The following is a 12,356-nucleotide window of genomic DNA, read 5'->3' as shown; positions in this document are numbered from 1 at the left end:
AGTAAGGTGGAATCCCTGCAACGAAGAACCGAACGCATTGCGCGAAACGACTAAACGAGCAAGTAATGGCAGGAAGCAGAGCGTTGTGAACTCGGAACGGAAGTCGCCCTCAAAGTGAATAAGTAAGCGCAACGCCTGTATAGCATCGGTAGCAGGTCTGAGCGTCTAGAGGCATCTTGACAATGCCCATTTGGATTCGGCTGTTGCTGAATCTGATGCGAGAATCTGCGTCTCTTCAGAGCGCAGAGTGTCAAAACCTAACTGTCTCATAACTTCCCGCCTCTGATTGGGGTAGGTTTTTAATATTCTGATTCAAAACTGCGATCGCAAGTTGCATTAATTAAAGGCAAACTTGACAACGATCACCAGTTATCTGTGAAATATTATGTTTCGGTTTTCGTACAAAAAATTAATATCAATCAATAACTGGTAATAAGCTTTTATAAAACCATCATATATATTTGTTGCCTATATGGTTTATAATAAATTAGATAATTGTTATATTAATCACAAAAAAAAATAGTTCATCATCAAACAAGCGTAGAAGCACGGTTGTCTGATAATTGTATTAATACAGCCACGATTACGGAACTTCGTAAGCATCAATGTATACTAGTGAATCAACTAAGTATTCTCCAACGACGGACATCGGTCAAAGAAGTCGTATTTTACTTGTCGAAGATGAAGAACTAATTCGAGAAATGATCGTCCTTGCTTTGGAAGAGGAAGGTTATGGGGTCGTAACAGCTACGGATGGACGTTCAGCTGTAGAACAATTAAAAAATTTTGAAATAAATTTAGGCGAACCGACTTTTGATTTGGTAATCCTAGATTTGATGCTGCCTCAAATTAATGGTTTAGATGTCTGCCGCTTGCTTCGCTATCAAGGCAATCCAGTGCCGATTCTCATGCTCAGTGCCAAAGGTAGTGAAACTGATCGTGTATTAGGACTGGAAGTAGGAGCCGATGACTACCTGACAAAACCTTTCAGTATGCGCGAATTAGTAGCTCGGTGTCGTGCTTTACTGCGCCGTCAGCGTTTGAGTAGTTTACCACAACTACCAGCACTTAATTATAAAGAAATTACTTTGTATCCGCAAGAGTGCCGTGTCTTAGTTCGTGGTCAAGAGGTAAGTCTGTCACCAAAAGAATTCCGCTTGTTAGAACTGTTTATGAGTTATGCTCGCAGAGTATGGTCACGGGAACAGTTACTAGATCAAGTTTGGGGACCAGATTTTGTCGGAGATAGTAAAACTGTAGATGTTCACATCCGTTGGTTGCGGGAAAAATTAGAGCAAGATCCCAGCCGTCCTGAATATATTGTGACTGTACGTGGTTTTGGTTATAGATTTGGTTAAGTTGTTAGTATGGTCTGTGCGAAAGCAACTAACAACTTGTGATGTTAGTATTTAGTTTTATTTTCGGATTGACAATCGGACTAGGGGTTTGGATTTGCCAACTGGCGCAACTGCGCCGCACTATAGGAAAAATACCACCCTCATTAAAGTCACAACCTAGTGATATTGCCCTACCGCTAATTCCCCGCTTGCGGCACGATATTGCTGAGTTGAAGCAGCAGCAGTTATATTTGCAACAAATTATATATAATTATCAAGAACTGTTACAGTCAGCACCTATAGGATATTTGCAAGTAGATGTAGAAAATCAACTGCTGTGGTGTAATCAGCAAGCACGAGAGATGTTGTATTTGCAAAGGTGGCAGCCCGGACAGGTACGGTTGTTACTAGAGTTAGTACGGTCTTATGAACTAGATCAGTTAATTGAACAAACTCGCGATCGCCAGCAATCTCAGGTAAAAGAATGGGTATTTCACCCCTCTTGTGAAAGTGCGGCAGCAATGCTAGAACAGAAATCTGTGATGTTGCGAGCTAGTAGCTTGCCTTTATCCAAGGGAGAAGTTGGCGTATTCTTGGAAAATCGCCAAATATTGCTGCAAATTAACCAAGCACGTGACCGTGCTTTCTCGGATCTAGCTCATGAACTGAGAACCCCATTGACTTCTATTCGTTTGGTAGTGGAAACATTGCAAGGCCGGATTGAACCACCTCTAGATCGCTGGGTTAATCGCCTGATGCAGGAAGTTGACCGACTGATCTGTTTGGTGCAAAGCTGGTTAGAACTTACCCAACTAGAAACTGATCCCACCCTGAAACTCAATCGCCAATCCACAGAAGTGCGATCGCTCATTAGCAAAATCTGGGAAACTCTTGAACCCCTAGCAGCACGCTATCAAGTCCAAATTGTCTATCAAGGACCAGAAAATATTTGGCTTCAAGCGGATGCTTCCCGTCTTTACCAAGTTTTCCTCAACTTGCTGGATAATAGCATCAAGTACAGTCCTGTTGGCGGTAGTATTATTGTTGAAACAAAAATCTCATCTGTGGACAATAATCGTAGTAGTCAACCAAACGCACCAGCTAATCTAGAAGTTAATATTATTGACTCTGGAGTAGGTTTTGCCGAGGCGGATCTACCGCATGTTTTTGAACGATTTTACCGGGGAGATCAAGCGCGAACTCGTGATCAAACAGTTGAAAGTAGTTCTACAACAATAGTGGGTAGTGGTTTAGGTTTGGCGATCGTTCGTCAAATAATTCTGGCTCATGGTGGTTCAATCAAAGCCATGAACCATCCCATTACGGGTGGTGCGTGGATACAGTTTGTATTACCTCAAGTCATGGCAAATTCTCAAAACCAAGACTATATTTAAAAATATCTTCATGTTTGGGAATGCAAGCGTGAAAGCAATTATATATGATCCTAACTCTGGAACGACCCAGATCACACGAGAAATCAGACGCTTAGAGCGCGATATCTTACGCATGGGAGCTTTGGTGGAACAATCGTTTCGTCTAAGTCACCAAGCCTTATTCGCCCGTGATTTAAAAGCAGCTGAGGAACTTCCCCACATAGATAAGCAGATTGATCGCTTTTACAAACAAATAGAATCAGACTGTGCAGAAATAATGACGCTGCAAGCTCCTGTTGCTCAAGATTTGCGTTGTTTGAGTGCTTTTATGCAATTGGTGCGTGACCTAGAACGGATTGGAGATTATGCTAAAGATTTAGCTGAAATTGCAGTCAAAATCTTTTCTTATCCGCCCCATGCTTCTCTACCAGAAATTGCCATGATGTCGCATCATGCTCAAGCAATGTTAGCAACTAGCTTGGTGGCTTTGGCTGATTTAGATGAAGTTGGTGGACGCAGTATCAAACAACTAGATGACGCTGTAGATAGCGCCTACGAACATCTCTATCAGACCTTAGCCTATCAAAGAGATGTCCCAGGCATAGTTGAGCCAATTTTGTTGTTGGTACTAGTAATACGCCATCTAGAACGTATGGCAGACCATGCAACTAATATTGGTCAACGAGTGGCATATATTGTTACAGGTCAGCGCCACTAATAAACAAAATAGATAGCTAAAAGAAGTCATTGGTTATTCGTACTAATAACTAGTAAGTAAATGCAATTTGCGTGTCAAACACCGAGATAACCTATGGTAATCTTCTCAAATGTCTATGGATAGTTCTGTTAGTGTGAATCGGCTTGTCTACACCCATCTCAATATAATTAAATTAGTTGAATCCAAGCCAAACGCATGAATTCTCCAACCTTAACTTGTGGAATTTATGTGTACTAGTAGCAAATATATCTTCAAAAAGCCACCCGAAATCAAAAACGTCAAATAAATTTCCAAGTAGGGGTTACTGGCTTCATCGTTCACAAACCGGAGAACACTGAATCTATGGCACGAATAGAAACCCGCACTGAACCAATGGTGCTGAACATGGGGCCTCATCACCCCTCAATGCATGGAGTTCTGCGGTTAATTGTCACTCTAGATGGCGAAGACGTTGTTGATTGTGAGCCGGTAATTGGCTATCTACACCGGGGGATGGAAAAAATTGCGGAAAACCGCACTAACCTCCAATATGTCCCCTACGTAAGTCGCTGGGACTATGCAGCGGGTATGTTTAACGAAGCCGTCACAGTCAACGCCCCCGAAAAATTAGCAGGGATTACCGTCCCCAAACGCGCCAGCTACATCCGCGTCATCATGCTGGAGTTAAACCGCATCGCCAACCACCTACTGTGGTTTGGTCCCTTCCTTGCTGACGTGGGCGCTCAAACTCCCTTTTTCTACCAGTTCCGCGAACGGGAAATGATTTACGACCTGTGGGAAGCTGCTACAGGTTATCGCATGGTTAACAACAACTACTTCCGCATTGGGGGAGTAGCGGTTGATTTACCTTATGGTTGGGTAGACAAGTGCGAAGACTTTTGCGACTACTTAATACCTAAAATAGATGAGTACGAACGCTTAGTTACCAATAACCCTATTTTCCGCCGTCGTGTCGAAGGAATTGGAACCATCACTCGCGAAGAAGCCATTAACTGGGGACTTTCTGGCCCAATGTTACGTGCATCTGGCGTCAAATGGGATTTGCGAAAAGTAGACCACTATGAATGTTACGACGACTTCGACTGGGAAGTACAATGGGAGACTGCCGGAGATTGTTTAGCCCGTTACCTGGTACGGATGCGGGAGATGCGTGAATCCGTGAAAATTCTTCGTCAAGCCCTGAAAGGACTTCCAGGCGGTCCATACGAAAACCTAGAAGCCAAGCGGATGCAAGCGGGTAAAAAATCTGAGTGGGATGATTTTGATTATCAATACATTGCTAAGAAAGTTGCTCCTACTTTTAAGATTCCCAAAGGCGAAATTTACAGCCGCGTCGAAAGTGGTAAAGGTGAATTGGGAATTTATTTGATTGGCGATGATAACGTCTTCCCTTGGCGGTGGAAGATTCGCCCAGCAGATTATAACAACCTACAAATTCTCCCTCATTTGCTGCGGGGTGTGAAAGTAGCAGATATTGTGGTAATTCTGGGCAGTATCGACGTAATTATGGGTTCTGTTGACCGCTAGCACCGCTTCGCGGAAGTCAAAAGTCAAAAGTCAAAAGTCTTTTATTTGAGGCTTTTGGGCTGTTTTAAACGGTCTGTTTATTTACGCCGTGCTGTGCTAGTTAATTGTAGGGTGGGCAATGAATCAATTCCCACTCTACTAAACTCAAGCAGGTTCAGCCAGGTGGACGCTAGTACGATAAACCATATAAACAAAACCACTTTGATCACAAAAGTTTTGATATAGTTTCTGTAAACCAGTAATCAGTTGTTCATAGGCTTGTCCTTGACGCGGAACATAGGAAGCACTAGTTGCACGACCAATAAGTCCTGTTAAATCTAACTCGTGTTGATAAATAAAATTAAATTCGCGGATATTAATAAAATTTTTTGTGATCAATAATGGTTCCACCGTCTGCATCCGTGACTCAGCGGGATGATGATTCGATGCTTCACGTACCAAGCGATTGTATTCTCTAGTCAAAGCATCTTCCTGAACACGGTTATTCCACACCACCGCCAACCGTCCTGATGGCTTGAGAATACGGCGGAACTCCGATAAACTTGGCTCTGGGTTGAACCAGTGAAATGCTTGAAAACAGGTAACTAAATCAACAGATCCATCACAGAGGTTAGTGATTTCTGCTGTTCCATCCCGAAATTCGACCAAAGGATGAGGTTCTGCTGCTTCTCTCATCGCCGCGTTCGGTTCAATAGCAATAACATTAACATCGCGATCGCCTAATAAGCGTGAGGAAATTCCTGTTCCCGCACCAATATCTGCGGCGACATGTTGAGAGGATGGGGTTAAATTTTCGAGGATTTTATCAATTGCTGCGGCTGGGTAGCTTGGTCGATACTTAACATAATCTTCAACTCTGTCGGAAAAGCGAGTTAAAGGGTTGAAAGTGTGTAAAGGTGTGGATTCAGGGTGGGTTGTCATGGAGAGCTACAGAGGACGCAAAAAGATAGTTGTAACAGTGCGATCGCTCTATTTCTGTTGCTTTCATAAATGGCTACCTCTTCTTTTCGCGATCGCCGGACTGAGATAATCCGTACTTTGTTTTCTCGATAGGTAATGATGGCTTTTTCACAGTTGAGAAAATCGACACTCTCTACTAATAATTACAATATTTCCTAATTCTCCTAATACTCTCTGTGTCCTCTGTGCCTCTGCGGTTCAAACAAAAACAGCCACCTCCACAAGGGAAGCAGCTGTTTTTTAATTTAGGTGACTACAGAATCTTAGTAATCGAAGTCGCCGCCCATACCAGCGCCAGCACCAGCAGGTGCATTATCTTTTGGCTCAGGCTTGTCAACAACGATACATTCGGTTGTCAACACCATACCAGCGATCGAAGCTGCGTTTTGTAGTGCAGAACGGGTCACTTTCGCAGGGTCAACGATACCAGCAGCAAACAGGTCAACGAACTCATTGGTAGCTGCATTAAAGCCAACGTTGAATTCTTTCTCTTTCACCCGTTCAGCGATGACAGCACCATTTTGACCAGCGTTTTCAGCAATGCGCTTCAGGGGAGCAGCCAACGCACGAGCAACAATCAGCGCACCAGTCAACTCTTCATCTTTGAGATTACCATTTGCCCACTCTTCTAATTGAGGGCTGAGGTGAGCTAGAGTTGTACCACCACCAGGAACGATACCTTCTTCTACCGCAGCTTTGGTCGCGTTGATAGCGTCTTCTAAGCGCAGTTTCTTGTCTTTCATTTCGGTTTCGGTAGCAGCGCCAACTTTTACGACTGCTACACCACCAGACAACTTAGCCAAGCGCTCTTGTAATTTCTCTTTGTCGTAGGAAGATTCGGTTTCGTCCATTTGACGACGAATTTGTTCGCAACGAGCTTTCACAGCTTGCTCGTTACCTTCAGCTACGATGGTGGTGTTGTCTTTGGTGATGGTGATGCGGCGAGCTTTACCCAGAGCATCTAGCTTGGTGCTTTCTAGCTTCAGACCAGCATCTTCGGTAATCAACTGACCACCGGTGAGAATGGCGATATCTTCTAGCATTGCTTTGCGGCGATCGCCAAAACCAGGAGCCTTCACAGCAGCTACATTCAGTACACCACGCAGGCGGTTAACAACTAAGGTTGCTAGAGCTTCTTTTTCGATGTCTTCGGCGATAATGATCAAAGGACGACCAGCGCGAGCTACTTGCTCAAGTACAGGTACGAGGTCTTGTACCAAAGCAATTTTCTTATCGGTGAGCAACAAGAAAGGCTCATCGAAAACTGCTTCCATCCGCTCAGGATCGGTGGCAAAGTAGGGAGAGATGTAGCCTTTGTCAAAGCGCATCCCTTCGGTGATTTCCAATTCGGTGGTCATAGATTTCCCTTCTTCCAGGGAAATTACGCCTTCCTTACCGACTTTGTCCATAGCTTCAGCAATCATCTGACCGACTTCTTCGTCGTTACCAGCAGAGATTGCACCAACTTGAGCGATCGCCTTGGAATCTTCAACAGGACGAGCGTGTTCTTTAATTTTTTCTACCAAGAAGTTGATAGCTTTATCAATACCGCGCTTCAACATAATGGCATTTGCACCAGCTGCAACGTTACGCAAGCCTTCCTTAACCATTGCGTGGGCCAAAACGGTAGCAGTGGTGGTTCCGTCACCAGCAGCATCGTTAGTTTTAGAAGCAGCTTGGCGAATCAAAGAAACGCCAGTGTTTTCTACGTGGTCTTCTAATTCAATTTCTTTAGCAATGGTCACACCGTCATTGATGATTTGGGGTGCGCCAAATTTTTTCTCTAGTACTACGTTACGACCTTTGGGACCGAGGGTGACAGCCACAGCCTCAGCCAGGATATCCATACCCCTTTCTAGGGCGCGACGAGCGTTTTCGTTGTAGATAATGCGCTTTGCCATAATTTCCTAGTAGTCCTTTGTCATTTGTTATTTGTCATTTGTCATTTGTCACTTGTCATTTGTCATTTGTAACCAACCAATGATCAATGACCAATGACCAATCACTAAGAAACAATCGCTAAAATGTCTTTTTCAGAAAGTAGTACGTATTCGTCGGTTCCTAGCTTGATATCGGTACCAGCATATTTGGAGTAGAGAACTTTATCCCCTACTTTCACATCCAATGGTTGACGAGAACCATCATCTTTAATTTTGCCGTCACCAACCGCAACAACTTCCCCAACTTGGGGCTTTTCTTTGGCGGTGTCGGGTAAATACAGACCACCGGCGGTCTTTTCTTCAGAGGCGCTCACTTTTACAAATACGCGATCGCCCAAAGGTTTTACAGTAGAAACGCTTAGAGATACAGCTGCCATACAAATTTCTCCAGAGTTAGCACTCTCAACTCCTGAGTGCTAATTTAGCGAACGACTGTATGCAATGGCAATATTTTAGGTTGTACGGGTTCCCGAACTTTTGGGAATTGGGAATTGGGGATTGGGGATTGGGGATCGGGGACAAGGGGGACAACTTCTCAGTTATCAGTTAACAGTTAACAGTTACCAGTTTAATTTGCTCACTGATAACTGATAACTGATAACTGATTCATGCCCAATCCCCATTGCTCCTTATCTCTAATCCCTGATCCCCAACTTAAGTAACGAATAGTTATATATAGTCAACTTTATTTGCAAAGCTTGGAATTTGTTATAGAACAGAAATCAGAAAGCGTGAGATGGGTAACAAGATAGTGATCCAGTTCAGCCATAAAATACAAAAAGCAACTCTATCACCTGAAAATAATGCCCTAAATAAGTCTATAGAAACTTTAGGACTAACAAAAATTCAGCGACATGTTTTTATCTGTGCTGATCAAACATTGCCTAAATGTTGTTCTAAGCAAGCCAGTTTAGCAGCATGGGAATACTTAAAAAAGCGGCTGAAGGAGCTGGGGTTGGATGTTGCTCAACAAAATCGTCCTGGTTGCATATTCCGAACCAAAGCTAATTGCTTGCGAGTTTGTTGCTCTGGGCCGATAATGGTGGTTTACCCGGATGGTGTCTGGTATCGCCAAGCAACCCCGGAAGTCATCGAGCGGATTATCCAGGAACATTTAATTATAAATAAGGTTGTGGAAGAATATGCCTTTTTAGTTCATCCTCTGTCAGAAACCTCTGTGGTTGCTGAGGAGAAGCTGAATCGAAGCTTAACATCTGAGGGATATAGTGAAGCGGTCAGTTACAAAAGTGCGGGTTAAGTGTTTACTAGGAGCATCTTGAAACTAGTGAAGTTTGATAATCTATGGAGGATTATTATTCTATTGAAGTTTTTTTGTCCGCTCCTTTAAAACCGATATATAATAACGCATTATAAATACTACTGCTCTACGTATCCTTACTGGACTTTTGCCATTGATTAAGTAGTTTCAAGGAAAGTAAGTTTCTATTTTGAGATATTTACTCAACAGAGGCAAGTTAAGTGGGAAAAAGCACAACATCACAATCATCCACCAAAAAGGATCGCTATACAAGGCCCCTATGGATCTACGCGCGACAAGTGCCACTGCTATGAAAGAACCCAGCATGAAAGATTACAAACGACTTCTACTCATTGATGATGACCCTAACCTCATCTTGCTGGTGAAGGATTACTTAGAATTCCGGGGATATGAAGTCATCACCGCAGAAAATGGTCGAGAAGCTTTGGAAATTTTAGAGCAGGATGTTCCAGATATGATCATCTGCGACGTGATGATGCCCGAAATGGACGGATATACCTTTGTTGAACAAGTCCGACAAAACGAACGCACTAGTTGGATTCCTGTTCTATTTTTATCAGCAAAGGGACAAAGCGCAGACCGGGTTAAAGGACTAAATAAAGGTGCTGATGTATACATGGTCAAGCCCTTTGAACCAGAAGAGTTGGTGGCGCAGGTAGAATCGTCTCTCAAGCAAACCATTCGTTGGAAAGAACATCAAGCCAAAGGAGGAGACAACGGTTCCCGGATTCAAGTTCCCTTTGATGTGCAGTTAACCCCAACCGAATTGAAAGTAGTTCAGTTTGTCGCTAGGGGTTTAGCTAACCGCGAAATAGCTGAAGAACTAAATGTTAGTCAGCGTACAGTCGAAAGCCATGTGTCCAACATGTTGGGCAAAACCAATCTCCATAATCGTACTGAGTTAGCACGGTGGGCGATTGAAAATCAAATGGCATAACCAAAGTTAGGAGTTAGGAGTTAGAAGTTAAGGGAGTATCCCAAATGTTTAAAATCCCCGCAGACTAGAAGTCACTGGCTCTACAGACAAAGCCTGCCTACGCAGGCTAGAATTAGTCCGCCTTCGCGGACTTGGTTTGTGTAGCCGCGATTACGAACATCGCCACGTCTTTTTCAAAAATTGGGATGCTCCCGAAGTTAAACCTCGTCCATCTTGAAAAGAGGAGTTTTTCAAAAAGGACATTATGTAGGTTGGGTGGAACGGAGTGTAACCCAACATTAACCAGACTATAATGTTGGGTTTCGCTGTCGCTACACCCAACCTACAAAACTACTGTTCTCAAAGTAGATGTGGTTTAATTCATAACTCATAACTCATAACTCATAACTCATTTTCCGATGCTGGTTTTACCGTTCCACAATTTCTTTCAAAACCAGCGTCACAAATCCCAACCAAGCAAAACACCTGTAAAGCATTATTTGCTACTTTCTGAGTGTTGTTCGATTGGTATTTCAATGGCAAATTCTGTTCCAAATCCAGGCTTGGATATAGCCTGGATTTTTCCGTGATGTTTCTCAATAATTTGATAGCTAATTGCTAATCCTATTCCTGTTCCTTTATTAACTGGTTTAGTTGTAAAAAAAGGATCGAATATTTTGCTTTGTATTTCTGGCTTGATTCCAGGGCCATTATCTCTGATTTTGACTATTATTTTTTTTGTTTCAGTCGTTTCAGTTTGAATAAAAATTTGTTTTTCAGCTTGATATTCTTGTTCTTGCAAAGCATCGATCGCATTGCTAAGAATATTCATAAATACCTGGTTGAGTTGGGCTGGATAACATTCAACTAAGGGTAAATCACTGTACTCTTTAATCACTTCTATACCTTGTTTAAGACGATGATTTAAAATTAATAGAGTACTTTCAATACCCTCATGAAGATTGACAAATTTTCTTTCTGCTTGATCTAGTCGAGAAAAATTTCGCAGTGACAGCACAATGTCACGTATACGTTCTGTTCCTAGCTTGATAGAGGAAAATATTTTCGGTAAATCATCGATAATAAAATCAAGATTATTAACTGTAATTTCTTCTTGAATTGCCAAAGTTGGCTCTGGATATTCTTGCTGATAAATATTAATTAAGTTTAATAAACATTCAAAATAGTGATGAAGATGTTCAAAATTTCCATGAATAAAATTAATAGGATTATTAATTTCGTGGGCTACTCCTGCAACCATCCGACCTAAGCTTGACATTTTTTCAGTCTGAATGAGTTGGACTTGAGCTGTTTGTAATTCCTGTAAGGTGTGTTCTAATTGCTGTGCTTGCAGTTGGGCTGTAGTCGTTGCAGTCGTGAGTGCTTTGAGATTATTGTATGCCCTGGAATGGTAGCGGATTCGGGCAATCAACTCAACTGCATCGGGTAATTTGATCAGGTAGTCATTGGCGCCATTGGCGAATGCTTCTGCTTTCAGTTTTGGTTCTTCTTTGCTAGACAGCATAATGATGGGAATATCACGAGTTGCTGCATAAGAGCGAAACCAACGCAGTAGCATCAACCCATCGATTTCAGGCATAACCATATCTAGAAGGATGACTGTTGGAGTCATGGCGATCGCTTTTTGAATTGCCTGAGTAGGATCATTGGTATAGTGTAGGGAAATATCGGTTTCTGTAGCGAGAGTGCGTGTAACTGCTTCACCAATAAATAGCTGATCATCAACAAGTAGGACTGTAACTGTAGCTCTGTTGGAAAGGACTACAGTGGCAATGTCTTGTACAGGTTGTTGCTGACTCCACCGATTTGATAAATTTCCTGTTTCTTCGGGTATTTCCGAGAATGCTTCTGCTTGCAACATCGGGTAGCATCTCCTAAATTATTTGAGCTTATGAAAAAGCCAGAAAATATACACTTTATTGAAGAAAAAAAGATTATATTAAAACACCTAACTAAAGATATTAACTTGAATTTTTATAAGTCCATAATGAGATGTATCTACTATCACAAAATTTGACAAAATAATTATTTTAAAAACCATCGGTAATTCTTGGTATTTACACCGATAAAAGAATTCTTCTCTCACGCAAAGAGTTTTTAGATTGATAATAATTAATCGGACAATATAGAGCAATACGGTTTAGTTAAGGCTAAAAACTAAAACTAGCGTAGGTTGGGGAGCCAGTGCGTTGCGGGGGTCCCAAGAGTTGTAGCACCTGGCGTTTGAGGAACGTAGACGCGCCCTGCGCGGCTGATCGCAGAGTAACCCAACATTATCAAGGCTT

10 protein-coding genes are annotated in these 12,356 nt (G+C 42.4%); 6 read left to right on the top strand and 4 right to left on the bottom strand.

Features of this window, described 5'->3' with window-relative positions; genetic code table 11:
• The first annotated feature begins 605 nt into the window (after positions 1 to 605).
• From ACE1AT_RS12060 to ACE1AT_RS12045, 4 genes are all read left to right on the top strand, one after another.
• Positions 606 to 1,358: a winged helix-turn-helix domain-containing protein gene (locus ACE1AT_RS12060; protein ID WP_374868544.1), complete on the top strand. Its 753-nt coding sequence runs from the start codon at positions 606 to 608 to the stop codon at positions 1,356 to 1,358.
• Positions 1,359 to 1,399: 41 nt separating this feature from the next.
• Positions 1,400 to 2,731: an ATP-binding protein gene (locus ACE1AT_RS12055; protein ID WP_374868542.1), complete on the top strand. Its 1,332-nt coding sequence runs from the start codon at positions 1,400 to 1,402 to the stop codon at positions 2,729 to 2,731.
• Positions 2,732 to 2,741: 10 nt separating this feature from the next.
• On the top strand, positions 2,742 to 3,428 hold the full coding sequence (phoU, locus tag ACE1AT_RS12050) for a phosphate signaling complex protein PhoU (protein ID WP_374868540.1): 687 nt from the start codon (positions 2,742 to 2,744) through the stop codon (positions 3,426 to 3,428).
• Between the two features lie 342 nt (positions 3,429 to 3,770).
• On the top strand, positions 3,771 to 4,955 hold the full coding sequence (locus ACE1AT_RS12045; protein WP_374868538.1) for an NAD(P)H-quinone oxidoreductase subunit H: 1,185 nt from the start codon (positions 3,771 to 3,773) through the stop codon (positions 4,953 to 4,955).
• 144 nt (positions 4,956 to 5,099) lie between these two features.
• Here the strand turns inward: ACE1AT_RS12045 and ACE1AT_RS12040 are convergent, their stop codons facing one another.
• From ACE1AT_RS12040 to groES, 3 genes are all read right to left on the bottom strand, one after another.
• Positions 5,100 to 5,876, bottom strand: coding sequence for a class I SAM-dependent methyltransferase (locus ACE1AT_RS12040; RefSeq protein ID WP_374868536.1), 777 nt, complete (start codon positions 5,874 to 5,876; stop codon positions 5,100 to 5,102).
• Between the two features lie 302 nt (positions 5,877 to 6,178).
• Positions 6,179 to 7,816, bottom strand: coding sequence for a chaperonin GroEL (groL, locus tag ACE1AT_RS12035; RefSeq protein ID WP_374868534.1), 1,638 nt, complete (start codon positions 7,814 to 7,816; stop codon positions 6,179 to 6,181).
• Between the two features lie 104 nt (positions 7,817 to 7,920).
• Complete coding sequence (groES, locus tag ACE1AT_RS12030) at positions 7,921 to 8,232, bottom strand: co-chaperone GroES (RefSeq protein WP_374868532.1); 312 nt, start codon at positions 8,230 to 8,232, stop codon at positions 7,921 to 7,923.
• Positions 8,233 to 8,591: 359 nt separating this feature from the next.
• On the opposite strand from groES, the gene ACE1AT_RS12025 reads away from it, so the two are divergent.
• Together ACE1AT_RS12025 and ACE1AT_RS12020 are read left to right on the top strand one after the other, a co-directional pair.
• Positions 8,592 to 9,113 carry a ferredoxin gene (locus tag ACE1AT_RS12025; protein WP_374868530.1) on the top strand — a complete coding sequence of 174 codons (522 nt, stop codon included), beginning with the start codon at positions 8,592 to 8,594 and terminating at the stop codon, positions 9,111 to 9,113.
• Positions 9,114 to 9,393: 280 nt separating this feature from the next.
• Positions 9,394 to 10,071, top strand: a complete 678-nt coding sequence (locus ACE1AT_RS12020; protein WP_016863382.1) for a response regulator transcription factor — start codon at positions 9,394 to 9,396, stop codon at positions 10,069 to 10,071.
• A 475-nt stretch (positions 10,072 to 10,546) separates the two neighbouring features.
• Here the strand turns inward: ACE1AT_RS12020 and ACE1AT_RS12015 are convergent, their stop codons facing one another.
• The gene (locus ACE1AT_RS12015; RefSeq protein WP_374868528.1) at positions 10,547 to 11,932 is read right to left on the bottom strand and encodes an ATP-binding protein; all 1,386 of its coding nucleotides are present in this window, start codon (positions 11,930 to 11,932) and stop codon (positions 10,547 to 10,549) included.
• Positions 11,933 to 12,356 lie beyond the last annotated feature (424 nt).

It is taken from the genome of Pelatocladus sp. BLCC-F211 (genome assembly GCF_041928655.1).
Taxonomy (GTDB): Bacteria; Cyanobacteriota; Cyanobacteriia; order Cyanobacteriales; family Nostocaceae; genus Pelatocladus.
The sequence above is the reverse complement of the archived record's forward strand: the minus strand, read 5'-3'. Positions and strand labels throughout refer to the sequence as shown.

What these genes read in the sequence shown, in the direction of transcription:
- ACE1AT_RS12060 (WP_374868544.1), top strand. Translation starts at nt 606, where the DNA reads ATGTATACTAGTGAATCAACTAAGTATTCTCCAACGACGGACATCGGT.
- ACE1AT_RS12055 (WP_374868542.1), top strand. Translation starts at nt 1,400, where the DNA reads ATGTTAGTATTTAGTTTTATTTTCGGATTGACAATCGGACTAGGGGTT.
- phoU (WP_374868540.1), top strand. Translation starts at nt 2,742, where the DNA reads ATGTTTGGGAATGCAAGCGTGAAAGCAATTATATATGATCCTAACTCT.
- ACE1AT_RS12045 (WP_374868538.1), top strand. Translation starts at nt 3,771, where the DNA reads ATGGCACGAATAGAAACCCGCACTGAACCAATGGTGCTGAACATGGGG.
- ACE1AT_RS12040 (WP_374868536.1), bottom strand. Translation starts at nt 5,876, where the DNA reads ATGACAACCCACCCTGAATCCACACCTTTACACACTTTCAACCCTTTA.
- groL (WP_374868534.1), bottom strand. Translation starts at nt 7,816, where the DNA reads ATGGCAAAGCGCATTATCTACAACGAAAACGCTCGTCGCGCCCTAGAA.
- groES (WP_374868532.1), bottom strand. Translation starts at nt 8,232, where the DNA reads ATGGCAGCTGTATCTCTAAGCGTTTCTACTGTAAAACCTTTGGGCGAT.
- ACE1AT_RS12025 (WP_374868530.1), top strand. Translation starts at nt 8,592, where the DNA reads ATGGGTAACAAGATAGTGATCCAGTTCAGCCATAAAATACAAAAAGCA.
- ACE1AT_RS12020 (WP_016863382.1), top strand. Translation starts at nt 9,394, where the DNA reads ATGGATCTACGCGCGACAAGTGCCACTGCTATGAAAGAACCCAGCATG.
- ACE1AT_RS12015 (WP_374868528.1), bottom strand. Translation starts at nt 11,932, where the DNA reads ATGTTGCAAGCAGAAGCATTCTCGGAAATACCCGAAGAAACAGGAAAT.